Source organism: Brachybacterium sp. SGAir0954, assembly GCF_005490785.1.
In the GTDB taxonomy this organism is placed as follows: domain Bacteria; phylum Actinomycetota; class Actinomycetes; order Actinomycetales; family Dermabacteraceae; genus Brachybacterium; species Brachybacterium rhamnosum.
Genome location: NZ_CP027295.1, coordinates 2,029,035 through 2,055,284 on the forward strand (window position 1 = coordinate 2,029,035; position 26,250 = coordinate 2,055,284).

Genomic DNA, 26,250 nt, shown 5'->3' on the forward strand with positions numbered 1-26,250 from the left:
TCAGCCGCGGGCGCGGCGCAGCGCGGCGAGGTGGGTGAGCAGCTCGCGCACCTGCGCGGTGCCCTCCACGCGCAGCCCGGCGCCCGTGTCCCCGGGACCCACCTTGATGCCGAGGTCGTCGTCGCCGAGCTGGTCGAAGACCGTCTCGTCGGTGACGTCGTCGCCCAGGTAGAGCCAGGCGTCCGCCGCGCTCGCGCGGGCGAGGGCCTCGATCGCCACGCCCTTGTTCGCGTCCACGACGGAGAACTCGACGACCTCCTTGCCGGGGGTCACGGTGACGTCCGGGAGGCTCAGGGCGTACTCGAGCGCTGCCTCGGTCGCGTTCCCGGCGCCGCGGCCCCGGGCGCGGCGGGTGTGCAGCACGGCCGCCGCGGGCTTCGTCTCCACCTCCGCGCCCGGGTTCGCGCTCGCGATCCGGTGCAGGGTGTGGGTGATCGACTCGAGCAGCTGCTCCTTCTGCGGCGACATGGTCAGCGCGAAGGAGTCCAGCACCTCCGCGTGCATCCACGGCGGGAGCGCGCCGACCTCCGCGCCGTGCGAGCCCACGAGCACGACCGAGCTCGGCATGCGTGTGTGGTGGTCGAGGTTCGTCAGCGAGCGCCCGGAGACGAGCGCCACCGAGACACCCGGCATCTCCGAGAGCTCGCGGAGGGCGACGATCGCCTCGGGATCGGGCTGCACGGCGTCCCGCTCGGCGACGATCGGCGCGAGGACGCCGTCGAAGTCGCTCGCGACGAGGATGCGGGGGACCTCCGCGAAGGTCCGCAGGCTCGCCTCGAGCTCGGCCTCGGGGGTGGGCGTCTCCCCGGTGAGACGGATCCGGCGGGTGGTGATCTCGTCCCGGCCCACGCTCTCGAGCTCGTCGAGGAAGGCGTGGGCCCAGGCCTGCACGTCGTGGTCCATGACCTGGCGGCGCAGGGAGGTCATCGCCTCGCGCTGCTCGTCCTCGCCCATCGCGAGGGCCCGCAGGATCGAGGACTTCAGCTCGTCGATGTCGTGGGGGTTCACGCGCAGCGCCGCCCGCAGCTCGTCCGCGGCGCCCGCGAACTCGGAGAGCACGAGCACGCCCTGCTCGTCGGTACGTGAGGCGACGTACTCCTTCGCCACGAGGTTCATGCCGTCGCGCAGGGCGGTCACGAGGACGACGTCGGCCGCCATGTAGAGGGCGGTCATGTCGCGGCGGTCGAAGGAGCGGTGCTGGTAGGAGATCGCGGGCCGGCCGATCGGCGCATGGTCGCCGTTGATCCGCCCGACGGTCAGCTCGACCTCGTCGCGCAGCTGCCGGTACGCGTCCACCCGCTCGCGGGACGGCGTCGCGACCTGGATCATGACGGCGTCGTGGGGGTCGATCGCACCGTCGGCCAGGAGCTCGCCCCAGGCCTTCAGCCGGTGCCGGATGCCCTTGGTGTAGTCCAGGCGGTCCACGCCGAGGACGATCTTGGCGGGGTCGCCCATGTCCGCGCGCAGCTGCCGCGCGCGCTCCTGGATGTCCGGGTCCTCGGTGAGGTCGGAGACGGACTGCGAGTCGATCGAGATCGGGAACGTGCGCGCCTGGACCTCACGGGAGGGGGCGGTGCCGAGCCCGGGCACCGTGATCGTCTGGCCGTCGGTGTGGTAGCCGAGGAGCTTGCGCACCGCGGCCACGAAGTTCAGCGTGTCCCCCTCGCGCTGGAAGCCGAGGACGTCCGCGCCGAGCAGCCCGCGCAGGATCTGGTTGCGCTTGGGGAGCTGGCTGAACAGCTCGACCGGGGGGAAGGGGATGTGGTTGAAGAACCCGATGCGCGCATCGGGCCGGGTCTCGCGGATCATCGCGGGCACGAGCTGCAGCTGGTAGTCGTGCACCCAGACGATGCCGCCCGGGGCGGCGACCTCCGCGGCCGCGCGGGCGAAGCGGCGGTTGACGCGCTGGTAGTCGTCCCACCAGGTGCGGTGGAACTCGGGGTCGACGATCACGTCGTGGTACAGCGGCCACAGGGTCGCGTTGGAGAAGCCCTCGTAGTAGCGCTCGACCTCGTGGCCGTCGAGCGGCACGGGGTACAGGTGCATGCCGTCCGCGACGAAGGGGGAGGGGGCCTCGCCCGTGCCGCCGGCCCAGCCCACCCAGGCGCCCGAGTCCACCGTGCGCATGACCGACTCCATCGCGGTGACCAGGCCGCCGGGGCTCGTCACCCACTCGGTCGCGCCGTCGGGGAGGGTCCGGGAGTCGACGGGGAGGCGGTTGGCGACGACGACGAGCTCGTGGCCCGCCTCCGGCCGCTGCGCGTCCTCGGGGCCGGTCTGGGGATCAGGCATGGGAGCTCCTCCGTGTCGGGCCGGTGCGTGCGGGTCCAGGCTATCAAGTGCGATGCCTCACTCGGACCGTGGGGGTGCCGTGCCGGGGCCGCGCCATCAGCGTCATGACCTGCGCGGACGGGCGGCGATGCGCGGGGCTCTGCGGGGCCGGGAGCAGCCGGGCGGACCGTCGGCCGGACGGTCGGGGCGCGCCGGCGACGCCGCCGTCTAGGGTCGTGGCGTCGCCCCCGGTGACCCCGCCCCACACCGCGATCCCCGCCCCCGCAGACATCAAGGAGCAGCCCCATGCGCGCCCACGAAGCCGGAGCCCTCCACGGCAACGACGCCGCCCCCACCTGGCTCCCGTTCCCCACCGACGTCAACGCGCTGATCCCCGGGCTGTGGTCGCGCACCACCGTGCGTGGGGCCGACGGCGCCCTCGAGGTGGGCGGCGTGAGCGTCACCCGGATCGCCGAGGAGGTGGGCACCCCCGCCTTCATCCTGGACGAGGACGACTTCCGCGAGCGCGCCCGCGGCTTCCGTGACGCCTTCGCGGAGGCGTTCCGCCCCCACGCCGGCGCCCAGGTCTACTACGCGGGCAAGGCGTTCCTGTGCGGCGCCGTCGCCCGCTGGGTGCAGGAGGACGGCCTCGGCCTGGACGTCTGCACCGGCGGCGAGCTCGCCGTGGCGCTGCGCGCGGGCTTCCCCGCCGAGCGGATCGCCCTGCACGGCAACAACAAGTCCGACGCCGAGCTGCGCCGTGCGATCGAGGTCGGGGTGGGCCGCATCGTCGCCGACTCCCTCGACGAGATCGCCCGCATCGACGCGCTCTCCGCCGAGGCGGGGACCACGACCGCCGTCATGCTCCGCGTGACCACAGGCGTCGAGGCGCACACCCACGAGTTCATCGCGACCGCGCACGAGGACCAGAAGTTCGGCCTCTCCCTGAGCGGCGGCCGGGCCTTCGAGGGCGTGCGGGACGTGCTCGCGGCGGAGCACCTCGAGCTCGTGGGCCTGCACTCGCACATCGGCTCCCAGATCTTCGACACGGGTGGCTTCGAGGTCGCGGCGCGGCGTGTGCTGGACCTCGTCGCGCAGGTGCGCGACGAGCTCGGGCACACGATCACCCAGCTCGACCTCGGCGGCGGCTTCGGCGTCATGTACAACACCCAGCACACCCCCTCGACGCCCGAGGCGCTCGCCGCGGGCATCGCGGGCATCGTCGAGAAGCAGTGCCACGAGCTCGAGCTCGACGTGCCGCACGTGTCCTTCGAGCCGGGGCGCGCGATCGCCGGCCCCTCCACGCAGACCCTCTACGGCGTGGGCACCGTGAAGGACGTGAGCCTCGGCGGCCCGCACCACCGCGTCTACGTCTCCGTCGACGGCGGGATGAGCGACAACATCCGCACCGCGCTCTACGACGCGGACTACTCGTGTCTGCTCGCCTCCCGCGTCTCGGGGGAGCGGCCCGAGGTGGTGCGCGTGGTCGGCAAGCACTGCGAGAGCGGGGACATCGTCGTCAAGGACGAGTACATGCCGGCGGACGTCCATCGCGGGGACCTCGTCTCGGTGCCCGTGACCGGCGCCTACTGCTACTCCCTCGCCTCGAACTACAACCACGTGCCGCGCCCCCCGGTGGTCGCGGTCAAGGACGGCGAGCTGCGCACCCTCGTGCGCCGCGAGACGGAGGACGACCTCCTCGCCCTCGACATCGGCTGAGGCGGCGTGCGTCCGGGGAGCGCGTCTCATGCGTTCATCCCCGGACATCCGCCCGGCACCTGCTCGGATACAGTGCCGTGTGCCTCCCAGGCCGCCCCTGGACCCCGCGGAAGGACTTCACCCCATGGTCTCCACGACCCCCTCGCCCTCCGATCAGCTCCCCGCCCTGCGCGTCGCCGTGCTCGGCGCCGGGACCGTCGGGACCGAGGTCATCCGCCTGATCACGCAGCAGGGCGAGGACCTCGCCCAGCGCATCGGCGCCCGCCTCGAGCTGATCGGCGTCGCCGTGCGGGACGCCGAGCGCGACCGCGGCCCGCACGTGGACGCCGCCCTGCTCACCACGGAGCCGAGCGCCCTCGTGCGCGAGGCCGATCTGGTCATCGAGGTGATGGGCGGCATCGAGCCCGCCCGCGGGCTGCTGCTCGAGGCGATGGCGCACGGCGCGAGCGTCGTGACCGCGAACAAGGCGCTGCTCGCGCAGGACGCCGCCTCCCTCTACGAGGCGGCGGACGAGCACGGGGTGGACATCTACTTCGAGGCCGCCGTGGCCGGGGCGATCCCGATCGTCCGTCCGGTGCGTGAGTCCCTCGCGGGCGACCGCGTCCAGCGTGTGCTCGGCATCGTCAACGGCACCACGAACTACATCCTCGACGCGATGGCGAGCACCGGCGCGGGCTTCGACGACGCGCTCGCCTCCGCCCAGGAGCTCGGCTACGCCGAGGCGGATCCGACGGCCGACGTCGAGGGCCACGACGCCGCCGCGAAGGCCTCGATCCTCGCCTCCCTCGCCTTCCACACGCGCGTCGGCATCGGCGACGTGCACTGCGAGGGCATCACCGCGGTCTCCGCCCAGGACATCGCCGCGGCCGCCCGCATGGGCCGCACCATCAAGCTGCTCTCGATCGTCGAGCGCATCGAGGACGGCACCGAGGAGCGGGTCTCCGCCCGCGTCTACCCGGCCCTCATCCCGGACTCCCACCCCCTCGCCTCCGTCGCCGAGGCGTACAACGCGGTCTTCGTCGAGGCGGAGGCCGCCGGCTCCCTCATGTTCTACGGCCAGGGCGCGGGCGGTGCGCCCACGGCCTCCGCGGTCATGGGCGACGTCGTCTCCGCCGCCCGCCACCGGGTCTCCGGGGGAGTGGGGCCCCGCGAGTCGAACTACGCGGACCTCCCGGTCGCCTCGATCGACGAGCTGCGCAGCGCCTTCTACGTCTCCCTCACGGTGCAGGACCGGCCCGGCGTGCTCGCCGAGATCGCCGGCACCCTCTCCCGCCACGGCATCTCGATCTCCACGATCCACCAGGAGCTCCTCGCGGCCGATGAGGACGCCCCGGGTCGCGCGCACATCGGCATCACCTCGCACCGGGCGCTCGAGTCCGCGATGACCGCCGCGCTCGACGACTTCTCCTCCACCTCCACCGTCCTGTCCATCGACTCCGTCCTGCGCATCGAAGGAGAATGACCCGCATGGCACACCAGTGGCGCGGCGTCCTCGCCGAGTACTCCGATCACCTGCCCTTCTCCTCCACGGACACGCTGCTGAGCCTCGGCGAGGGCGGGACCCCGCTCGTCGCCGCGCCCGCGCTGTCGGCGAAGGTCGGGGCCGAGGTCCACATCAAGGTCGAGGGCCAGAACCCGACGGGCTCCTTCAAGGACCGCGGCATGGTCTCCGCGATGTCGAAGGCGCTCAACGACGGGGCGACCACCGTCGTCTGCGCGTCGACGGGCAACACCTCCGCCTCCGCTGCGGCCTACGCGGCCGCCGCCGGCCTCACCTGCGTGGTGCTGCTGCCCGAGGGCAAGATCGCCGCGGGCAAGCTCGCCCAGGCCGTCGTCCACGGGGCGAAGCTCGTGCAGGTGCAGGGCAACTTCGACGACTGCCTCGAGATCGCGCGCAAGCTCGACGCCGAGCATCCCGTCGAGCTCGTGAACTCGGTGAACCCCTACCGCCTGCAGGGGCAGAAGACGGCCGCCTTCGAGATCGTCGACGCGCTCGGCGCGGCGCCCGACCTCCACCTGCTGCCGGTGGGCAATGCGGGCAACATCTCCGCCTACTGGATGGGCTACCAGGAGTACCGCGAGAAGGGGATCTCGGACTCCGTGCCGCGCATGTGGGGCTTCCAGGCCGCGGGCGCGGCGCCGTTCGTCGCGGGCCGCCCGATCCTCGACCCGGAGACGGTCGCGACCGCGATCCGGATCGGCGCCCCCGCGTCGTGGGACCTCGCCGTCGCCGCGCGCGACGACTCCGGCGGCAGCATCGACGCCGTGACCGACGAGCAGATCCTCGCCGCGCAGGCCCTCCTCGCCGCCGAGGTCGGGATCTTCGTCGAGCCGGCCTCCGCGGCGGGCGTCGCGGGGCTGCTGCAGAAAGCCGAGCAGGGCCTGGTCCCCGCCGGCGCGCGGATCGTCATCACCGTGACCGGCAACGGGCTCAAGGACGTGGACACCGCGCTCAGCGGCCGTGACCTCACGCCGACCGTCATCCCCGTGGACATCTCCGCGGCCGCGGAGGCCATGGGGCTGTGAGGATCGAGCACTCCCGCGTGCGGGTGCAGGTCCCGGCGACCTCCGCGAACCTGGGGCCGGGCTTCGACGCGCTGGGCCTGGCCCTCGATCTCGTCGACGACCTCGAGCTCGAGGCGACCACGGGCGGCGTGGAGGTCCTCGCCGAGGGCGAGGGCGCCGGCTCCGTGCCGACGGGGGAGGAGCACCTGGTGGTGCGCGCCCTGCGACGCGGTCTCGACCATGCGGGCGCCCCGCAGGTGGGCGTGCGCCTGCGCACCCGCAACCGCATCCCGCACGGCCGCGGCCTCGGCTCGAGCGCCGCGGCGACGGTCGCGGGCCTGCTGCTCGCCCGCGGGCTGCTCGCGGATCCCGCGGCGCTCGACGACGACGCGGTGCTCCAGCTCGCGACCGCCTTCGAGGGCCATCCCGACAACGCCGCGCCCGCGCTGCTCGGCGGGGCGGTGCTCTCCTGGACGGAGGCCTCGCGCGGCGAGGAGCGGGCCCGCGCCGTGAACCTGGCGCTGCACAGGGAGGCGCTGCGACCGCTCGTGCTGCTTCCCCGCACCACCCTCGCGACGCACCAGGCCCGCGGCCTGCTGCCCGAGGAGGTCCCGCACGGCGACGCGGCCTTCAACGCCTCGCGCGCGGCGCTGCTCGTGCATGCCCTGGCCACGGATCCGTCGCTGCTGCTCACGGCGACCGAGGACCGTCTGCACCAGGAGCAGCGGGCGCCCGGCATGCCGGAGAGCGTCGAGCTGCTGCGGGTGCTGCGCCAGGAGGGGCATCCCGCGGTGATCTCCGGGGCCGGCCCCTCGCTGCTCGTGCTGCGCGGTGACCGCGCGGAGGTCGCGCAGCTCGTGCGGCGCGTGGTCGCCGAGACCGCCGCCTGGCGCATCGCGGCCGTGCCGCTGCGCGAGGACGGCGCCCGCTGTGTGGTAGATTGACCGCGCGTCCAGGCGGCGAAGACCGCGGGCGGGCTGGCACCACACCCCGTACCCGACGTCTCCGATGCTCCCGTCAGCTCACTGAGAGTTCAGTTTCCTGACTGCACCGCCTGCCCCGTCCCCCGCAGGATCTCGCGCATCGCATCTTCGCGCGCACCCCTGCGCTCCGGCGCCGGCGCACCCCCAGAACCATCCGGCAGGCCGGTCCCCGATGCCCCGCACCGCTGATCAGGCACCTGCCCGCCGAGTCCCGGCCCCTCTGCCGGCGCACGCCCCAGCCCCGGGCCTCGGCCCATGCTGATCCACACGGGACCGCACGACGGTCCGACGAGGAAGGACATCGGGTGAACGACACCACCCCCACCGCAGGCGGATCCTCGGATCTCGCCGCGAAGAAGCTCCCCGAGCTGCGAGCTCTCGCCGCCGAGCGCGGTATCCGCGGCGCCGGCCGCCTCCGCAAGGGCGAGCTCGTCGAGGCCATCCGCACGGGCCGTGTGCCCGCGGCGACCACCGAGGCCGCGGCGCAGCAGTCCGCGCCGCGCGAGCAGCGCGCCCCGCGCGAGGAGCGACCCGCCCGTGAGGAGCGCGGCGCCTCCCAGCAGTCGGCGCCCGAGCTCGCGATCCGCCTGCCCGAGGGCGGCGAGCGTCGTGAGGAGCAGGGTGCCCGCGAGGGTCGTCGCTCCCGCGGCGGCCGCTCCGGCGGTGAGAACCAGGACCGCGGCGCGCAGTCCGCGGAGTCGACGTCGGCCCCCGCCGATGCGCCCTCCGGCGAGTCCGCCCCCTCCGGTCGCGGAGACCGCTCCGGCTCGCGCGGTGAGCGTCAGGACCGTGGCGACCGCCAGGACCGCGGTGACCGTCAGGACCGCAACGATCGTCAGGACCGGGGCGACCGTCAGGATCGAAACGACCGGGGCGACCGCAACGATCGTCAGGACCGCGGCGACCGTGGCCAGCAGCGCGGCGACCGCCCTGCGCGCGTCGAGGACATCGAGCTCCCGGACCGCTCCGGCGAGTCCGACGACCGCGACCGCGGCGGCCAGGACGACGACGACCGCCGTTCCCGCGGCCGCAGCCGCACCCGCTCGCGCGACCGCAAGCGTCGCGGCCGCGGCCAGAACGACCAGGGCGGCTACGGCAACCAGGGAAGCCAGGGCAACCAGGGCGGTCAGCGCGGCGACGACCGCCAGGACGACCAGGTGCGCGACGGCGAGGAGCTTGTCTCCGTGGCCGGCATCCTCGACATCCGTGACAACAACGCCTACGTGCGCACCACCGGCTACCTCCCCGGTCCGAGCGACGTGCACGTGAGCATCAACCAGGTGCGCAAGTACGGCCTGCGCAAGGGCGATGCGCTCACCGGTCTCGTCAAGGCCCCCCGCGACGGCGAGGAGCAGCAGCACGTCGAGCAGCAGTACTCCGGCGGCCGCAACCGCCGCGGCAAGGGCGGCAACCAGGGCAAGGGCAACTACTCCTCGCTCGTCCAGGTCGACGCGATCAACGGCATGACCCCCGAGCGGGCCCGCCAGCGCGTGGACTTCGGCAAGCTCACCCCGCTCTACCCGGACTCCCGGCTGCGCCTGGAGACCACGGGCACCTCCGTCGCCCCGCGGATCATCGATCTCGTCTCGCCGATCGGCAAGGGCCAGCGCGGCCTCATCGTCGCGCCGCCGAAGGCGGGCAAGACGATCATCATGCAGCAGATCGCGAACGCGATCACCCAGAACAACCCGGAGGTCCACCTCATGGTGGTGCTCGTCGACGAGCGCCCCGAGGAGGTCACCGACATGCAGCGCACGGTCAAGGGTGAGGTCATCGCCTCGACCTTCGACCGTCCCGCCTCGGACCACACGATCGTCGCCGAGCTCGCCATCGAGCGGGCCAAGCGTCTCGTGGAGATGGGCCGCGACGTCGTCGTGCTGCTGGACTCCCTCACCCGCCTGTCGCGCGCCTACAACCTCGCGGCGCCCGCCTCGGGCCGCATCCTCTCCGGCGGTGTCGACGCCTCGGCGCTCTACCCGCCCAAGCGGTTCTTCGGCGCGGCGCGCAACATCGAGAACGGCGGCTCGCTGACCATTCTCGCCTCGGCGCTCGTCGAGACGGGCTCGAAGATGGACGAGGTGATCTTCGAGGAGTTCAAGGGCACTGGCAACATGGAGTTGCGGCTGTCCCGCCACCTCGCGGACAAGCGCATCTTCCCGGCCGTGGACGTCAACGGCTCCGGCACCCGCCGCGAGGAGGAGCTCATGGGCAAGGAGGAGCTCGCGATCATGTGGAAGCTCCGCCGTGTGCTCGGGTCCCTCGAGCAGCAGCAGGCGCTCGAGCTGCTCCTGGAGCGGGTCAAGAAGACCCAGTCCAACACCGAGTTCCTCATGACGGTCCAGAAGAACACGCCGAGCGTCGGCCAGCGCGCCGCAGACTGACCTCGCCCCGCACAGCCGACGGGCCGTCCCGCACCACCGCTAGGTGGTCCGGGACGGCCCGTCGGCCGTACTGCCGGGGTGCGGGGATCCGGTCCCCGGTCCCTCAGCCCTTGAGGGCGCCAGCGGCGATGTTCGCGATGAAGTGCCGCGAGCCGATGATGAACACACCGATCAGCGGGAGCACGCTGACGAGCGCTCCCGCCATCACCATCCCGTAGTCGGTGAGGTAGAGGGAGTTGAGGTTCTGCAGGGCGGTCTGCAGGGTCTGCCTGCCCGGGTTCACGAGCACGATGAGCGGCCACACGTAGTCGTTCCAGGCGGTGATGAAGGTGAAGATGCCGAGGAACGCGAGACCGCCGCGCATCATCGGCACGCCGATCCGCCAGTACGTGGTGAAGAACCCGGCCCCGTCGATGCGCGCGGACTCGACGAGCTCGTGGGGGATCGACCCCGCCGCCATCTGACGCAGCAGGAAGATGCCGAAGGCGTTTGCGGCGCCCGGCACGATGAGCGCCTGCAGCGTGCCCACCCAGCCGATCGAGGACATGAGCATGAAGCTCGGCACGAGCGAGAGGCTGCCCGGGATGAGGAACGTCGCGAGCATGAGCACGAACAGCACGTTGCGGCCCGGGAAGTCGTACTTCGCGAACGCGAAGGCGGCGAGCGAGTCGAAGAACATCACGAGCACGGCGCACAGCGTCGAGACGATGATCGTGTTCAGCAGGGCGCCGAGGATGTCGACGCTCGAGAACAGGTTCTGCAGGTTCGTCACGAGCGAGTCGCTGGGCCACAGCCGGGGCGGGTAGCCGAAGATCTCCCCGGTCGTCGAGGTCGACATGACCGCGAGCCAGTAGAACGGGAAGACGGACAGCAGCACGCCCACGAGGATCAGCACGTGGGTGAGCACCTTCTCGACGCGGTCCGCGAGGATCGCGCGGCGGTCGCCCGCGGTGCGGCGCGCGGCGGGGGCGGGGCCCGCGGCGGTGCGGGTGGGGTCGGCGGTGGTCATGAGCGCGCTCCCTTCGAGCGGCGGGCGGCGCGCGGCGTGCGGTCACGCTCGCTGAGCAGGCGCCAGTTGATGATCGCGAAGATCGAGGCCATGACGAACAGGGCCCACGCGATCGCGGAGCCGTAGCCGAAGTCGAACTGGGTGAAGGCCTGGTTGTACTGGTAGAGCACGATCGTCATGCCGGCCTCGCCCACGCCGCCCTCGTTGCCGAGCAGCACCTGCGGCTCCGTGAACAGGCTCAGGCCGCCCACGGTTGAGGTGATGACGGTGAAGAGGATGACCGGTCGCAGCATCGGCACGGTGACCCGGGTGAAGATCTGCCAGGTCGAGGCGCCGTCCATCTTCGCGGCGTCGTAGAGGTCCGTGGGGATCGACTGTAGGCCGGCGAGGTAGATGATCGCGTTGTAGCCGGTGAAGCGCCAGATCACCATGACGGCGATCGTCACCTTGATGCCCCAGCTGCTCGAGAGCCACGGGATCGAGTCCGCGCCGATCGCCGTGAGCGCGGAGTTCACGAGGCCGAAGGAGTCGGAGAAGACCGAGCCGAACACGATCGCCATGGCGACCATGGAGGTGACGTTCGGGAGGAAGAACGCGACGCGGTAGATGCCGCGCAGGCGGATGTTCTGGTGGAGCAGGAAGGCGATCCCGAGCGCGAGCGCGAGCATCGGCACCGTGGAGAGGAGCCAGATGATGAAGGTGTTCCCCACGGCGTTCCAGAAGCGGCTGTCCTGGATCAGGTAGGCGTACTGGGCGAGCCCGGCGAACTCGATCTTCCCCATGCCGTCCCAGTTCGTGAAGGACAGGACGATGGAGAAGAGGATCGGGAACAGGCCGAAGACCAGGAACAGCACGTAGAAGGGGCTGATCGCGAGGTACTGGGGCCAGTGGGCGCGCAGGGCGCGCCAGCCCTTCTCGTGGCTGCGGGGGACGGCCGCGTCAGTGCGACGGGCTCCGGCGGCGGAGGGGGCGATGGGCGTGGTGGCGCTCATGAGAGCACTCCTCTCTTGGTGAGGACCTTCTTCGCCGCGGCGACGGCGTCGTCCCATGCGGCGTCGGGGTCCTTGCCGGAGGACTCGACGTTGTCGAGCTCGAGGGCGAAGCTCCCGGAGACGAGGGACTCCCAGGTGGAGATGAAGGAGCTGGGCACGGACTCCGCGGCCTTCGAGAAGAAGGCGAGCGGATCCTGGTCGCCGAAGAAGTCCCCGGAGTAGCTCAGGGAGTCGAAGGAGGCGGGGCAGGAGGGGAAGAGCTGGACGTCCTCGTAGGCGCGGGCCTGGTTCTCGGGGGTGTTGATCCAGCGGATGAAGGCCATGGCGGCCTCGGGGTCCTTGCAGGTGCGGGGGATCGCGGCGAAGGAGCCGCCGGAGTTGCCGGGGCGCACGGGCTGCTCGGCGAGGCGCCACAGACCGGCGGTGTCCGGGGCGGACTCCTGGAGGATCTGCGCCCACCAGGCGGCGTTGATGTGGCCGGCGGTGGACCCGTTGGACCAGGCGGCGTTCTGGTCGGGGCCGCGGGCGTCGGGGATGCCGGCGGTGATGCCGGCCTCGATCGCGGCGACGGCCGTCGTCCAGGCCTCGCGCACGGCCGAGCCGTCCTCGAGGTAGAGCGGGGCATCGTCCTCGTCGAGGTAGCGCTCGGGGCTCGCGTTGAGGAACTGGTCGTAGACGTGGCGGCCGGTGTTCACGAGCCTCGCCTTCGTCGCGCCGAGCAGCTCGGTGCCGAGCGCGATCCAGTCCTCCCACGTGGTGGCCGCGGCGGAGACCTCGTCCGGGGAGGTGGGGAGTCCGGCCTCCTCGAAGACGTCCTGGCGGTAGAAGAAGCCGGTGGGACCGATGTCGAGCGGGAAGAAGCAGAAGCGTCCCTCCGGGGTGGTGCCGAGGTCCCACTTCCAGGGGTAGTAGTCGTCCTTGACCTCGTCGGCCCCGAGCTCGGCCATGTCGAGGAACTGGTCCTCGTTGCGGAAGTAGAGGGCGTTGTTGGAGTTGATGTACGTGATGTCCGGGATGTAGGCGCCACCGGCGAGGCTCGTGCGCAGCTTCGTGTCGAAGGTGGTGCCGATGACGTCCGCCCGCACGTGGGAGTCCGATCCGGGGATGGAGGTCGCGGCCTCCTCGAGCAGCTCGGGGCTCGCCGAGCGGTTCCAGTACCAGAGCACGAGCTCGTGGGGGTCGTCCGAGATCGACGCGTTCGAGCCGCAGGCGGAGAGGCCTGCGGCGCCGAGGCCCGCGAGTCCTGCGGCCTGCAGCAGCCGTCGTCGTGTGGGTGGTGTCATGGGTGCCCCTCGTCCTTGAGGTCCTGCGCCGTGAGCGTTCACGGCTGGGAGGACAGTGGCACCGGGGAGGCCGTGTGTCAAGCATCACGTCGCGGATCGACGGGTGTCGGCCGCCCCGGGGGAGTCGTGGTGAGCGAGAGCGGCCAGGTGAGGCGGGGCCATGGTGGGAAGCGCGTTGCCCCGCCGGCGCATGGCGTGTAGCGTCGTACAAGGCGTGAACGTTCACGCCCCGACTCCGAAAGACAGTGAGGTCTCCATGAGCACCCGTCTGCGCTGGGCCGTTCTCGGCCCGGGCTCGATCGCCCGCCGCTTCGCCACCCATCTCCCGCACAGCGAGCTCGGCGAGCTCGCCGGCGTCGGCAGCCGCGACGCCGGCCGTGCCCGCGCCTTCGCGGAGGAGTTCGACCTGGGCGCCGACGCCGTCATCGGCGACTACGACGAGGTCCTCGCCTCCGACGCGATCGACGCCGTCTACGTCTCGACCGTGCACACCGGCCACGCCCAGCTCGCGATCGCCGCGCTCCGCGCCGGCAAGCACGTGCTGTGCGAGAAGCCGCTCGCCCCCAACTCCGGCACCGTCATGGCGATCACCGACGCCGCGCGCCGCAGCGGGAAGGTCCTCCTCGAGGGCTTCATGTACCGCTTCCACCCGCAGACCCTGCGCGTTCTCGAGATCGTCGCCTCCGGCGAGCTCGGCGAGATCACCCACGTGGACGCCTCCTTCTCCTTCGACACCGGTCGCCGCGAGGGCCGCCTCTTCGGGACCGACGTCGCCGGCGGCGGCATCCTCGACGTGGGCTGCTACCCGCTCTCCCTCGCCCGCCTCGTGGCCGGCGCCGCCGCCGGGACCCTCGCCGTGGAGCCCAGCTCGCTCACAGGCTCCGGCACCCTCGGCCCGACGGGCGTCGACGAGTGGGCCACCGCCGAGCTCGTCTTCCCCTCCGGCACCACCGCCTCGCTCCGCACCGGTGTGCGCCTGGCGGACCCGCAGTCCGCGACGATCACCGGCACGCGCGGCGTGCTGCGCCTCGAGGACCCGTGGGCGCTCACCGATCGGCAGATCATCCGGGTCGACGTGGTGGGGGAGGAGGGCCGCGAGATCGAGATCGAGCCCGCTCACGCCTACGCGCTCGAGGCCGACGCCCTCGCCCGCGCCGTCGCCGCCGGGCAGAGCGAGGTCCCCGAGCTCACGCTCGCCTTCAGCCACGCCCAGGCGAAGTCGCTGGACGCCTGGCGCGCACAGCTGGGCCTGCGCTACCCCTTCGAGGCGGACACCGCCGCGATCCCCACCGTCTCCGGTGACCCGCTGCGCGTGCGCGACGGCGCCGCGATGCCCTACGGGGAGATCCCCGGGGTCGGCAAGAAGGTGTCCCGCCTCGTCATGGGCTGCGACAACCAGGGCGACCTCGCCCACGCCTCCGCGCTCTTCGACGCCTTCTTCGAGGAGGGCGGCACGACCTTCGACTCCGCGTACATCTACGGCGGCGGGCACCACGAGGTGCTCCTGGGCCAGTGGGTCGCCAACCGCGGGGTCCGCGAGGACGTCGTGGTGATCATGAAGGGCGCCCACACCCCGCACTGCGATCCCGAGTCGATCACCCGCCAGCTCGGCGAGTCACTCGAGCGCCAGCAGACGGACTACGCGGATCTCTACATGATGCACCGCGACAACCTCGACATCCCCGTCGGGGAGTTCGTCGACGTGCTCGACGAGCACGTGCGCGCCGGTCGCATCCGCGCCTTCGGCGGCTCGAACTGGACCCCCGAGCGCGTCGACGAGGCCAACGCCTACGCCGCCGCGAACGGCAAGCAGGGCTTCAGCCTCCTGAGCAACCACTTCGGTCTCGCCGAGGCGCTCGACGTGCCGTGGGCCGGCTGCGTGCACGCGACCGACCCGGCGTCCAAGGCCTGGCTCGAGGAGCGGAGGATCCCGCTGTTCCCGTGGTCCTCGCAGGCCCGCGGGTTCTTCACGGGGCGCGCCCGCAAGGACGACCTCTCCGACGCGGAGCTCGTGCGCTGCTACTACTCCGACGAGAACTTCGAGCGCCTCGACCGCGCCGGGTCCCTCGCCGCCGAGCTCGGCGTGCCGACCACCGCGGTCGCCCTCGCCTACGTGCTCGCGCAGCCCTTCCCCACCTTCCCGCTGTTCGGGCCCCGCTCGATCGAGGAGATGCGCTCCTCGATGACAGGCCTGTCGATCTCGCTCACCCCCGAGCAGACGGCATGGCTGGACCTGCGCTCCGACCGGCCGGCGTGACAGACTCCCGCGCATGACGCAGCAGGACAGCAGCCCCGGCGCGCGCCGGGCGACGATCATCGACGTCGCGGCGCGCGCCGGGGTCTCCCGGCAGACGGTCTCCCGGGCCATCAACGACATGCCGGGGATCTCCACGAGCACCCGGGAGCGCGTGCTCGCGGCCGCCGAGGAGCTCCACTACCGCCCCTCGCGGTTCGGCCGGGGTCTGGTGAGCGCGGGACCGCCCACGCTCGGCCTGCTCGTGGACGACCTCGCCAACGCCTTCTTCCCGGAGATGGCCCGCGCGATGATCCGCGCCGCCTCCGAGCGCGGCTGGACCGTGCTCGTCGCCGAGACCGGCGGCGCCGAGGACCCGGAGGAGGTGGGCCGCGACCTCGCACGCCGTGTCGACGCGCTCGTGGGCTACGGCCTGCCGCAGCGCACGGGGGACGCCGTCCCGGAGCGGATGCCGATCCTCCAGCTCGATGGGCCGCGCGCGGGTGATCGTCCGGGCGTGCTCTTCACGCTGGACCCCGCGCTCGAGGAGCTCGCCGCGCACCTGCGCTCCCAGGGGGTGCGCCGCGCCGCCCTCCTGGACAACGACCTCACCGGCCCCTCCGATCGCGCGCGCCGCGTCCGGGAGGGGCTCGCCGGGGTGCTCGAGGAGCTCGAGGTCGTGCCGATGGTGCCGGACGGTGTCCGGGCGCAGGTCGACGCTGCGATGGCCGGGTCCCCGGACCTCCTCATCGGATGGAACGACGCGCACGCCCTCGCGGCGCTCAAGGAGCTCCGGTCGCGCGGCGTCGCCGTCCCCGAGCAGGTGCGTGTCATGGGCATCGACGGCCTCGGGATCGGCACGCTCGTCACCCCGGAGCTGACGAGCCTCGGCGTGGACCTCGAGGCCATGGCCCGCGAGGCGGTGGACCTCGTGGACGGCATGTTCTCCGGGGCGCTGCCGCTGCAGGGCGAGCGGTCCCGGCGCGAGCTGCCCTACCGGCTCATCCGCCGCGGCTCCGCCTGAGCACGGCGGGCGAGAGCGCCGGCGCCCGGGGCCTGCGATGTTGCCCACGCCGCATCGCCCGCTCTCGCGCCGGTGGCCGCGCTCGTGGCAGGATGGTGCGTCGGTTCTGGTTCACGGCGCCCGCCGGGCGACGACCCAGCGACCCGGACGAAGGAGACTCTCATGAAGGCTGACATCCACCCCGCATACGTGGAGACCACGGTGACCTGCACCTGTGGCAACACGTTCACCACCCGCAGCACCAAGACCGACGGCGAGATGCGCGCCGAGGTGTGCTCCGAGTGCCACCCGTTCTACACCGGCAAGCAGAAGATCCTCGACACCGGCGGCCGCGTGGCCCGCTTCGAGGCCCGCTACGGCAAGAAGAAGGCCTGATCGACGTACTGCGAGGTACGAGCGGTAGGAGATCAGGCGGGCAAGCTTCACCTGATCGACGTACTGCGAGGTACGAGCGGTAGGAGATCAGGCAGAGAGCACAGCCTGATCGACAGGTCGATCTGCGCCAGGTCAGCCTGAGGCAGGTCTCCGACGCCGGCGTCCGCCCCTGGGGCGGCGCCGGCGTCGTCGTGTCCGGGGCCGCGAGGCCCGATCCGGAGAGAGGGGGGAGCGAGGATGAGCAGCACCGACGCGCAGAGGGCGGGGCTCGACGCCCTGCGCCGTGAGCACGCCCGCCTCGAGCAGGCGATGGGTGATCCCTCCCTCCACGAGGATGCCTCACGAGCGCGCTCCGTGGGCCGCCGCTATGCCGAGGTGCGCCAGATCGTCACTGCGGCGGACGCCCGTGACGCCGTCCTCGAGGACCTGGCCACCGCCCGGGAGCTCGCCGAGGAGGACCCGGAGTTCGCCGCCGAGGCGCAGCTCCTCGCCGCACGCGCCGAGGAGCTCGAGGCGGAGCTCGAGGAGCTGCTCGCCCCCCGTGACCCCGACGACGGGCGCGACGTGCTGCTCGAGATCAAGGCCGGGGCGGGCGGCGAGGAGTCGGCGCTGTTCGCCGCGGAGATGCTGCGCATGTACCGCGCCTACGCCGAGTCGAAGGGCTGGACCGTCGAGGTCATGAGCTCCTCGCCCTCCGATCTGGGCGGGCTGCGGGACGTCACGGTCGCGATCGGCGCCCGGTCCGCTGCGGCCCCGGCGGACGGCGTCTACGCGCACCTCAAGCACGAGGCCGGGGTGCACCGGGTGCAGCGCGTCCCCGTCACCGAGTCCGCGGGCCGCATCCACACCTCCGCCGTCGGCGTGCTCGTGCTCCCTGAGGCGGACACCACCGACGAGGCGGAGCTGCTCGCGGAGGAGATGGCGCCCGCGAACCTGCGCATCGACGTCTTCCGCTCGAGCGGTCCCGGTGGGCAGAGCGTCAACACGACGGACTCCGCCGTGCGGATCACGCACCTCCCCTCGGGCATCGTCGTCTCCTGCCAGGACCAGAAGAGCCAGCTGCAGAACCGCGAGCAGGCGCTGCGGATCCTGCGCACGCGGCTGCTCGACGTGCGCCGCCAGGAGCAGGACGCCCAGGCCTCGGCCGCGCGCCGCTCGCAGGTGCGCACGGTGGACCGCTCCGAGCGCATCCGCACCTACAACTTCCCCGAGTCGCGCGTCGCGGACCACCGCACGGGCTACAAGGCCGGGAACCTCGCGCAGGTGCTCGCCGGGGACCTCGACGCGCTGATCGGCTCCTCCCGCGAGGCCGAGCGCGCCGCCCGCCTCGCCGAGAGCGCGGAGGGCGCGGAATGATCGGGGAGGACCGCACCCGGCTGCGGGCGGCCCTCGCCGCGAGCACGGAGACCCTGGGCCGCGCCGGGGTGCCGTCCCCGAGCGTCGACGCCCGCGCGCTGATCGTCGCCGCGGCGCGCCACGAGGGACCGCTGGTCCTCCTCGACGACCTGCCCGCCGATTTCGAGGAGCGGCTCGAGCAGCTGGTCTCCCGGCGCGCCTCCCGCGAGCCCCTGCAGATCATCCTGGGCCGCGCACCCTTCCGCCGGCTCGAGCTCACGGTGCGGCCGGGGGTCTTCGTCCCGCGCCCGGAGACGGAGCTCGCCGTGGACCTCATGACGCAGGAGCTCGGCGGGGTCCCGTCGCGCGTCGTGGACCTCTGCACGGGCAGCGGGGCACTCGCCGCGGCCGTCCTCGACGAGATGCCCCGGGCGACCGCCACGGCCGTGGACGTGGATCCCGCCGCGGTGGCGCTCGCGACGGAGAACATCGACGCCGCCGGCTCGGGCCGTGGCCGGGTGCTGCAGCTGGACCTCTCCGTCGACGTCGACGACCCGGCCGCCGCCGTGCTGCGCGAGCTCGCCGGGGCCGAGGCCGTCGACGGTGCGGGCGGGGTGGACGCGGTGCTCTCGAACCCGCCCTACGTCCCGCCGGGCGCCGTGCCGCGCGAGCCGGAGGTGCGTGACCACGATCCCGAGCGCGCCCTCTACGGCGGGGGAGCGGACGGCCTCGCCCTCCCCGCCCATGTGCTCCGCTGGGCGCACGCCCTGCTGCGCCCCGGGGGTGTGCTCGTCATGGAGCACGCGGACGTCCAGGGCCCCGCCGCCCGGGAGCTCGCCGCCCGCCACGGCGGCTTCACCGCGATCCGCACCGCGCAGGACCTCACGGGCCGTGACCGCTTCCTGGTGGCGCAACGGTGCTCCCAGGCGGGGAAGTGAGAGACTGACCCGGTGAGCGTGCACGACACCCAGAACCCCGAGAACCGCGACGACTCCCTGGAGGCGGCCGTCGCGGCCGTCCGCGACGGCAGGCTGATCGTCCTGCCCACGGACACCGTCTACGGCATCGGCGCGGACGCCTTCACCCCGGACGCCGTGCAGGCGCTGCTGGACGCGAAGGGCCGCGGCCGCGACACGCCGCCGCCGGTGCTCGTGGGCGACCACGCCGTGCTCATGGCCCTCGCGGTCGACGTCCCCGAGTGGGCGGAGCGCCTCACCGAGGAGTTCTGGCCCGGGGCGCTCACCCTCATCCTCTCGGCGCAGCCCTCGCTGACCTGGGACCTCGGGGAGACCCGGGGCACGGTCGCGCTGCGCATGCCCGATGACGAGACCGCCCTCGAGCTGCTGCGACGCACGGGACCGCTCGCCGTCTCGAGCGCGAACCGGCACGGGAAGCCCGCTGCCCTGACGGTCCTCGACGCCGCGACCCAGCTCGGCGACGCGGTGGAGGTCTACCTCGACGGCGGCCAGGCGCGTATCGGCACGAGCTCGACGATCGTGGACGCGACCGTCACCCCGGCCGTGATCCTGCGTGAGGGCACCATCACCCGCGAGCAGATCGTGGACCTCGTCGGCGACGTCTTCACCGCCCCGGAGCCCGAGCAGGACCCGGAGTCCGATCCGGCCGAGGATCCGGCGTCCGGCGACGAGGCGGCACCGGCCGAGGGCACGGAGACAGCGACCGGTTCCGGCGCGGCGGCCGACGGCGGGACCGAGGCCGGGACCGTCGGCGACTCCGCTCCCGTCGCCGAGGGAGGGGCCGTGTCCCCGTCGGCCGACGAGCCCGCGTCCTCGGCCGCCGTCGCCCCGGCCGCCGGAGGCCTCGACCTGCCCGCGGAGTCGGAGATCACCACGCCGAGCCCGCAGGTCGACGAGGGTGCCGCGAGCGAGGGGGCGGTCGACTCCGATGCCGCCGACGCCGCCGGCGCCGCCGACGGGGCCGCCGGCACCCCGCGGCAGGAGAACCCCGCCGGGTGAGGATCTACCTCTTCGTCCTCCTGATCTCGGCGGCGGTCGCCTACCTGACCACACCCGCGGTCCGCCTGGCCGCGCGCCGGCTCGGGGCGATGACCGCCGTCCGCGAGCGGGACGTGCACGACGCCGTGACGCCGAGGCTGGGTGGGGTCGCCATGTTCGCCGGGGTCGCGGTGGCGATGCTCGTGGGGTCGAGGATCCCGTTCCTCGCCCCCGTCTACGAGGACTCCCACCAGCCGTGGGCGATCCTCGGCGCGGCGGGCCTCGTCTGCGCGCTCGGCGCGGCGGACGACAAGTGGGACCTCGACTGGTGGACGAAGCTCGCCGGTCAGGCGCTCGCCGCGCTGCTCATGGCCTGGCAGGGCGTGCAGCTCGTGTCCCTCCCGATCGGCGGCGTCACCCTGCTCTCGAGCCACACCTCGATCATCCTCACCGTGCTCGTCGTCATCGTGTGCATGAACGCCGTGAACTTTGTCGACGGGCTCGACGGGCTCGCGGCGGGCGTCATGGCGATCGGCGGCACCGCCTTCTTCCTCTACGCCTACCTGCTCACCAGGGACAACTCCGCGACGGACTACTCCTCCCTCGCCGCGCTCGTCACCGCCGCGATGATCGGCGCCTGCCTGGGCTTCCTGCCGCACAACCTCCATCGCGCCCGGATCTTCATGGGGGACTCCGGCTCGATGCTGCTGGGGCTGCTGCTCGCCGCCTCCACCATCGCCGTGACCGGGCAGGTGGACCCCGCGGCGCTCTCCGGCGCGGACTTCTTCGGGCAGTTCCTGCCGATCCTGTTGCCGATCGGCGTCATGATCATCCCGTTCCTGGACTTCGCGATGGCGGTGGTGCGTCGCATCGGCTCGGGGCGCTCCCCGTTCCACGCCGACAAGTCCCATCTCCACCACCGCCTGCTGCGGCTGGGCCACTCCAAGCGCAGCGCGGTGCTCATCATGTACGTCTGGACCGTGCTGGTCTCGGTGGGCCTGCTGCTTCCGCTCGTGCTGCCGCTGCGCACCGTCGTCGTGGCCTGGGTGCTGGGACTCCTCGTCGCCGTGCTCGTCACGCTCGACCCGCTCACCCGCCTGCGCCGCCGGCGCGCCGCACGATCCGATCCCGGCCCCGCCGCCGGCCCCGCCCCCGATCTCGAGGACCACCATGCCCCCCGCTGAGACCCCCCGCCCCGACCAGGCCGACGGCATCCGCACCGCCCGCGCCCGCAACGAGCGGATGCTGCTGCGCGCGCTGCTGCTCGCCGTCGCGGCCGGCGTCGTCATCGACCTCGTCGTGATCCTGGTCGCGCTCGGCGTCGGGAAGGACGGCGCGGTGGCCGGCGCGCTCGTCGGATCGGCCCTCGCGCTCGTGGTGACCCTGCCCACAGTGGGCAGCGCCCTCGCGGCCCGACGGCTCGACGCCACGGCGTGGGCGATGGTGCTCATGGGGAGCTGGATGGTGAAGATGTTCGTGCTGATCATCGCGCTGCTCCTGCTCAGGGACGCGGAGTGGCTGTCCCGCCCCTGGCTGGGGCTCGCGCTGCTCGCGGGAGCGATCGTCTCGGCGGTCACGGAGGCCGTCGGCATGATGCGAGGAAGGCCTCGTCTGGAGGTCGCCCCGACGACCCCGCGCGACCCCGGTGAGCAGTGACGCTCTGATATGCTCACATCGTCTTCACGCGGCCTGAGCCGACGCTGGTGACGGCACCCTCCTCCCTCGCCGCAGGGAAGCCCTGAGCGGATCTCCACGCGAGGCGAAGTGCCGGAACCGACGGCGACGGTGCCACCGCAGAGGCCACGCCCGTTCCCCGGGTCGAGGTCCGCGGTGGAGAGGTCGTGAGACACCCCGGGCCGAGGTCCGCGGGTGCAGGGACACCGCACGACCATCCGGGCCGGACGCGCCCGGGCCCCCGCACCGCGGGACGGCCCGGAATCCCGCCGCGAACCTCCGGATGCCACACCTGACCACGGGAGCTCGCGCTGAACACCTCCGACACCGCCCACGTCCTCGCTGAGGGTGATTCGTTCTTCCACGTCCCGACGATCGGGGAGTTCTTCCCGGACGCGATCCTCTTCGAGGGGACATGGTTCGAGTTCAACCGCGTGCAGCTGGTCCGCCTGATCATCCTGGCCGTGACCCTCATCGTGCTCGCGATCATCGCCTCCCGCGCCAAGCTCGTGCCGGGCAAGGCGCAGAGCATCGTCGAGATCCTCATCGAGTTCGTCAACAACTCGATCATCCAGAACACGCTGGGTCTGCGCGAGGGCAAGCGCTTCGCCCCGATGCTCATCACGATGTTCTTCTTCATCTTCGCGATGAACCTGGGCGGGGTGATCCCGGGGCTCAACCTCGCCGGCACCTCCGTGATCGGCATGCCGCTGCTTCTGGCCCTCTGGACCTTCGTGACCTACGTCGTCTTCGGCGTGAAGAAGCACGGCCTGGGCGGCTACCTCAAGCACGAGACGATGCCCCCCGGCGTCCCGAAGCCGATCTACATCCTGCTCGTGCCGATCGAGTTCCTGCAGGTCATCCTGATTCGCTGGGCGTCGCTGACCATCCGACTGCTCGCGAACATGGTCGCCGGGCACATCATGATGGTGGTCTTCATCGGCATGACCCAGGCCCTGCTCTTCTCCGGCTCCGCGCTCATCGCGCTCGCCCCGTTCTCCGGCGCGCTCGCGATCGGGATCTACGGCTTCGAGATCTTCGTCGCCGCCCTCCAGGCCTTCATCTTCACGATGCTCACCGCGGTGTACATCCAGATGGCGACCTCGGACGAGCACTGATCGCCCCCACCCCCTGCTCCACCCCCACACCGCTGCCGTCCGATCGGTCGGCACAACGAAAGGAACCCCCTGTGGACACCTCGCTCATCGCCGCTCTCGAGGGCAACATCGCGACCGTGGGCTACGGTCTCGCCGCGATCGGACCGGGCATCGGCATCGGCATCATCGTCGGCAAGACCGCCGAGGCCATGGCTCGCCAGCCCGAGCTCCGCGGTCAGCTCCAGACCACGATGTTCATCGGTATCGCGTTCACCGAGATCCTGACGCTCCTCGCCATCGTCACCGGCTTCATCTTCTGAGGACCCGCTGATGATTCAGGCTGAAGAGAGTGTGCCGGGCTGGCGCCTGCTGGTGCCCCAGCCCCAGGAGATCGTCTGGACGCTGATCTTCCTCGTCATCTTCGCCCTGGTCTTCATGAAGTTCATCCTCCCGCGGCTCAACGCCGTGCTCGAGGAGCGTGCGGAGAAGATCGAGGGCGGCCTCAAGAAGGCCGAGGAGGTCCAGCACCAGGCCGACCAGCTGAAGGCCGATCAGGAGCAGGCCCTCGCCGAGGCCCGTCAGGAGGCGTCCGCGATCCGCGACCGCGCCCGCCAGGACGGCGCCCGCATCATCGAGGAGGCCAAGGCCCAGGCCGGCTCCGAGAACGAGCGGCTCCTCACCGCCGGGCGCCAGCAGCTGAACGCGGAGCGCACGAGCGCCGCCGCCCAGCTGCGCGGAGAGGTCGGGACGCTCGCGAGCGACCTCGCCTCGAAGATCGTGGGGGAGTCCCTCTCCGACGACGAGCGCTCCCGCCGAGTGATCGACCGGTTCCTGGACGACCTCGAGTCGTCCCCGACCGCGACCCGATAAGGACACCAGATGCGAGGAACCTCCTCCACCTCCCTGCGTGAGGTGACCCAGCGATTCGAGCAGCTGCTCCGGGGCGACGACGTCGTCCTGGGGACGGTCGCCGCGGATCTGTTCGGGATCGCCGACGCGATCGACTCCAGCAACCAGCTGGTGCGGACCCTCAGCGACGGCGGCCGTCCGGCCGAGGTCAAGGAGTCCGTGGTCCGCTCGCTCTTCGAGGGGAAGGTCGGCCCCGTCGCCCTCGAGCTCACGCTCGAGGTCGTCCGCCGCCGCTGGTCCGAGCAGGAGGACGTCCTGGACGCCCTCGAGCAGCTCGGCGTGGAGGCCCTCCTGGAGCAGGCCTCCCGCGAGGACGCCCTCGGTGCGGTCGAGGAGGAGCTCTTCCAGGTCTCGCGCCTCATCGAGGACAGCGGCGAGCTCAGCGCAGCCCTCGACGACGCCCGGGGGACCCCGGGCCGACGGGAGGGCATCATCACCCGCCTGCTCGAGGGCCGTGCCCACCCGCTGACCGTCGCCCTCGCCGCCCGCGGCGTGGAGCGTCGCAGCGACCTCAAGCCCGCCCGTCGCCTGCTCGCCTTCGCGGAGATCGCCTCGGCGCGTCGCCGCCGGCTGCTGGCGGTCGTTGCGAGCGCCCGCCCGCTGGCGCCCGAGCAGCTGGACCGTCTGGGCTCGATCCTCGCCGGCATCTACGGCCGCGAGGTCCAGATCAACACCGAGCTGGACGAGGACGTCGTCGGCGGTCTGCGCATCGAGGTCGGCGACGACCTCTACGACGCGACCGTCCTCGCGCGCCTCGCCCAGGCGCGCACCCGCCTGGTGGCCTGACGGCCCCTCCCCGAGGCGAACCCCACCCGAGACCACAGCCCCCGCTTGGGGGAGAAGAGGAAGCGAAGCACCGCGATGGCTGAGCTCACGATCCGCCCGGAGGACATCCGGAACGCCCTGGACACCGCGGTGTCCACCTACCAGGCCGGCACTCCCGACCGCGAGGAGATCGGCCGCGTCACCGAGTCGGCCGACGGCATCGCCCGCGTCGCCGGCCTGCCCAACATCATGGCCAACGAGCTGGTGCGCTTCGAGGACGGCACCCTCGGCCTCGCGCTGAACCTCGACCTCAGCGAGGTCGGCTGCGTGATCCTCGGCGAGTTCACCGGGATCGAGGAGGGCCAGACGGTCCGCCGCACCGGCGAGGTCCTCTCCGTGCCCGTGGGCGAGGGCTACCTCGGTCGCGTCGTCGACCCGATGGGCCAGCCCATCGACGGCCTCGGCGCCATCGAGACCTCCGGCCGCCGCGCCCTCGAGCTGCAGGCGCCCGGCGTCATGCAGCGCAAGAGCGTCAAGGAGCCGATGCAGACCGGCCTCAAGGCGATCGACGCGATGACCCCGATCGGCCGCGGCCAGCGCCAGCTGATCATCGGCGACCGCCAGACCGGCAAGACCACGGTCGCGCTCGACACGATCCTCAACCAGAAGAAGAACTGGGAGAGCGGCGACCCGGAGAAGCAGGTCCGCTGCATCTACGTCGCCGTCGGCCAGAAGGGCTCGACCATCGCGTCGGTCCGCGGCACCCTCGAGGAGGCCGGCGCTCTCGAGTACACGACGATCGTCGCCGCCCCCGCCTCGGACCCGGCCGGCTTCAAGTACATCGCCCCCTACACCGGCTCGGCCATCGGCCAGCAGTGGATGTACGAGGGCAAGCACGTCCTCATCGTCTTCGACGACCTGTCCAAGCAGGCCGAGGCCTACCGCGCCGTGTCGCTGCTGCTGCGCCGCCCGCCGGGTCGAGAGGCCTACCCGGGTGACGTCTTCTACCTGCACTCCCGCCTCCTCGAGCGCTGCGCGAAGCTGTCCGACGAGATGGGCGGCGGCTCGATGACCGGTCTGCCGATCATCGAGACCAAGGCCAACGACGTCTCGGCGTACATCCCGACCAACGTCATCTCGATCACCGACGGCCAGTGCTTCCTGCAGTCGGACCTGTTCAACGCGAACCAGCGCCCGGCGGTCGACGTCGGCATCTCGGTCTCCCGCGTGGGCGGCTCGGCGCAGACGAAGGCGATGAAGTCGGTCTCCGGCACGCTGAAGATCTCGCTCGCCCAGTACCGCGACCTCGAGGCCTTCGCGATGTTCGCCTCCGACCTCGACGCCGCGTCCAAGCAGCAGCTCAACCGCGGTGCCCGCCTCATGGAGCTCCTCAAGCAGGCGCAGTCCTCACCGTTCCCGGACGAGGAGCAGGTCGTCTCGATCTGGGCCGGCACCACCGGCAAGTTCGACGACATCGAGGTCGAGGACGTCCGCGAGTTCGAGGCGCAGCTGCTCGAGCACCTCCGCCACAACGGCTCCGTGCTCGAGGACATCCGCACCTCGAAGAAGTTCTCCGACGCGACCGAGCAGGAGCTCTCCACGATCCTCGACCAGGTGAAGAAGGACTACCTGGCCGGCAAGGGTCAGGGCTCCGCGGTGAGCGACGTCCACACCAGCGCCTCCGACGAGGACATCGACCAGGAGCGCATCGTCCGCGGATGATCCGGCTCGCCGCCCGCC

At 72.2% G+C, this 26,250-nt stretch carries 22 protein-coding genes; 18 read left to right on the top strand and 4 right to left on the bottom strand.

Features of this window, described 5'->3' with window-relative positions:
* Nucleotides 1–2,292, bottom strand: coding sequence for a bifunctional alpha,alpha-trehalose-phosphate synthase (UDP-forming)/trehalose-phosphatase (locus C1N80_RS09140; protein ID WP_137770471.1), 2,292 nt, complete (start codon nucleotides 2,290–2,292; stop codon nucleotides 1–3).
* Nucleotides 2,293–2,577: 285 nt separating this feature from the next.
* Here C1N80_RS09140 and lysA point away from each other — a divergent pair, with 285 nt between their 5' ends.
* The 5 genes from lysA (at nucleotide 2,578) to rho (ending at nucleotide 9,859) form a co-directional block, all read left to right on the top strand.
* Nucleotides 2,578–3,990 carry a diaminopimelate decarboxylase gene (gene lysA / locus C1N80_RS09145; protein ID WP_137770472.1) on the top strand — a complete coding sequence of 471 codons (1,413 nt, stop codon included), beginning with the start codon at nucleotides 2,578–2,580 and terminating at the stop codon, nucleotides 3,988–3,990.
* Between the two features lie 124 nt (nucleotides 3,991–4,114).
* On the top strand, nucleotides 4,115–5,452 hold the full coding sequence (locus C1N80_RS09150) for a homoserine dehydrogenase (RefSeq protein ID WP_137770473.1): 1,338 nt from the start codon (nucleotides 4,115–4,117) through the stop codon (nucleotides 5,450–5,452).
* Between the two features lie 5 nt (nucleotides 5,453–5,457).
* The gene (thrC, locus tag C1N80_RS09155) at nucleotides 5,458–6,516 is read left to right on the top strand and encodes a threonine synthase (protein WP_137770474.1); all 1,059 of its coding nucleotides are present in this window, start codon (nucleotides 5,458–5,460) and stop codon (nucleotides 6,514–6,516) included.
* Nucleotides 6,513–7,439, top strand: a complete 927-nt coding sequence (thrB, locus tag C1N80_RS09160; RefSeq protein WP_137770475.1) for a homoserine kinase — start codon at nucleotides 6,513–6,515, stop codon at nucleotides 7,437–7,439. The genes thrC and thrB overlap by 4 nt, the downstream gene beginning before the upstream one ends.
* Before the next feature lie 344 nt (nucleotides 7,440–7,783).
* Nucleotides 7,784–9,859 carry a transcription termination factor Rho gene (gene rho / locus C1N80_RS09165; RefSeq protein WP_137770476.1) on the top strand — a complete coding sequence of 692 codons (2,076 nt, stop codon included), beginning with the start codon at nucleotides 7,784–7,786 and terminating at the stop codon, nucleotides 9,857–9,859.
* A gap of 103 nt (nucleotides 9,860–9,962) precedes the next feature.
* On the opposite strand, the gene C1N80_RS09170 is transcribed toward rho, so the two are convergent.
* The 3 genes from C1N80_RS09170 to C1N80_RS09180 are packed head-to-tail and all read right to left on the bottom strand — an operon-like array spanning nucleotide 9,963 to nucleotide 13,143.
* The gene (locus C1N80_RS09170) at nucleotides 9,963–10,868 is read right to left on the bottom strand and encodes a carbohydrate ABC transporter permease (protein WP_137770477.1); all 906 of its coding nucleotides are present in this window, start codon (nucleotides 10,866–10,868) and stop codon (nucleotides 9,963–9,965) included.
* Nucleotides 10,865–11,860, bottom strand: a complete 996-nt coding sequence (locus tag C1N80_RS09175) for a carbohydrate ABC transporter permease (protein WP_137770478.1) — start codon at nucleotides 11,858–11,860, stop codon at nucleotides 10,865–10,867. The genes C1N80_RS09170 and C1N80_RS09175 overlap by 4 nt, the downstream gene beginning before the upstream one ends.
* The gene (locus C1N80_RS09180) at nucleotides 11,857–13,143 is read right to left on the bottom strand and encodes an ABC transporter substrate-binding protein (protein WP_137770479.1); all 1,287 of its coding nucleotides are present in this window, start codon (nucleotides 13,141–13,143) and stop codon (nucleotides 11,857–11,859) included. The genes C1N80_RS09175 and C1N80_RS09180 overlap by 4 nt, the downstream gene beginning before the upstream one ends.
* A gap of 256 nt (nucleotides 13,144–13,399) precedes the next feature.
* Between C1N80_RS09180 and C1N80_RS09185 the strand changes: the two genes are divergently transcribed.
* The 13 genes from C1N80_RS09185 (at nucleotide 13,400) to atpA (ending at nucleotide 26,232) form a co-directional block, all read left to right on the top strand.
* On the top strand, nucleotides 13,400–15,400 hold the full coding sequence (locus tag C1N80_RS09185) for an aldo/keto reductase (protein ID WP_137770480.1): 2,001 nt from the start codon (nucleotides 13,400–13,402) through the stop codon (nucleotides 15,398–15,400).
* 13 nt (nucleotides 15,401–15,413) lie between these two features.
* Nucleotides 15,414–16,400, top strand: a complete 987-nt coding sequence (locus C1N80_RS09190; RefSeq protein ID WP_137770481.1) for a LacI family DNA-binding transcriptional regulator — start codon at nucleotides 15,414–15,416, stop codon at nucleotides 16,398–16,400.
* Nucleotides 16,401–16,562: 162 nt separating this feature from the next.
* Nucleotides 16,563–16,775: a 50S ribosomal protein L31 gene (gene rpmE, locus C1N80_RS09195; RefSeq protein WP_137770482.1), complete on the top strand. Its 213-nt coding sequence runs from the start codon at nucleotides 16,563–16,565 to the stop codon at nucleotides 16,773–16,775.
* Between the two features lie 237 nt (nucleotides 16,776–17,012).
* Entirely contained in the window at nucleotides 17,013–18,131 is a 1,119-nt protein-coding gene (prfA, locus tag C1N80_RS09200; RefSeq protein WP_137770483.1) for a peptide chain release factor 1, read from the top strand.
* Entirely contained in the window at nucleotides 18,128–19,048 is a 921-nt protein-coding gene (gene prmC / locus C1N80_RS09205) for a peptide chain release factor N(5)-glutamine methyltransferase (protein ID WP_137770484.1), read from the top strand. Before prfA ends, prmC begins: the two co-directional genes overlap by 4 nt.
* Nucleotides 19,049–19,060: 12 nt before the next feature.
* Entirely contained in the window at nucleotides 19,061–20,086 is a 1,026-nt protein-coding gene (locus C1N80_RS09210; RefSeq protein ID WP_137770485.1) for an L-threonylcarbamoyladenylate synthase, read from the top strand.
* On the top strand, nucleotides 20,083–21,249 hold the full coding sequence (locus C1N80_RS09215; protein ID WP_137770486.1) for a glycosyltransferase family 4 protein: 1,167 nt from the start codon (nucleotides 20,083–20,085) through the stop codon (nucleotides 21,247–21,249). Before C1N80_RS09210 ends, C1N80_RS09215 begins: the two co-directional genes overlap by 4 nt.
* Entirely contained in the window at nucleotides 21,236–21,721 is a 486-nt protein-coding gene (locus C1N80_RS09220; RefSeq protein ID WP_137770487.1) for a hypothetical protein, read from the top strand. Before C1N80_RS09215 ends, C1N80_RS09220 begins: the two co-directional genes overlap by 14 nt.
* Nucleotides 21,722–22,173: 452 nt before the next feature.
* Nucleotides 22,174–22,857, top strand: a complete 684-nt coding sequence (gene atpB / locus C1N80_RS09225; RefSeq protein WP_240811075.1) for a F0F1 ATP synthase subunit A — start codon at nucleotides 22,174–22,176, stop codon at nucleotides 22,855–22,857.
* A gap of 71 nt (nucleotides 22,858–22,928) precedes the next feature.
* Nucleotides 22,929–23,156, top strand: a complete 228-nt coding sequence (gene atpE, locus C1N80_RS09230; protein ID WP_137770489.1) for an ATP synthase F0 subunit C — start codon at nucleotides 22,929–22,931, stop codon at nucleotides 23,154–23,156.
* A gap of 10 nt (nucleotides 23,157–23,166) precedes the next feature.
* Entirely contained in the window at nucleotides 23,167–23,706 is a 540-nt protein-coding gene (locus C1N80_RS09235) for a F0F1 ATP synthase subunit B (protein WP_137770490.1), read from the top strand.
* A 9-nt stretch (nucleotides 23,707–23,715) separates the two neighbouring features.
* Nucleotides 23,716–24,531 (top strand): F0F1 ATP synthase subunit delta, encoded by an 816-nt coding sequence (locus tag C1N80_RS09240; RefSeq protein WP_137770491.1) that lies wholly within the window; start codon nucleotides 23,716–23,718, stop codon nucleotides 24,529–24,531.
* 75 nt (nucleotides 24,532–24,606) lie between these two features.
* Nucleotides 24,607–26,232: a F0F1 ATP synthase subunit alpha gene (gene atpA, locus C1N80_RS09245; RefSeq protein ID WP_137770492.1), complete on the top strand. Its 1,626-nt coding sequence runs from the start codon at nucleotides 24,607–24,609 to the stop codon at nucleotides 26,230–26,232.
* The last annotated feature ends 18 nt before the right edge of the window (nucleotides 26,233–26,250 follow it).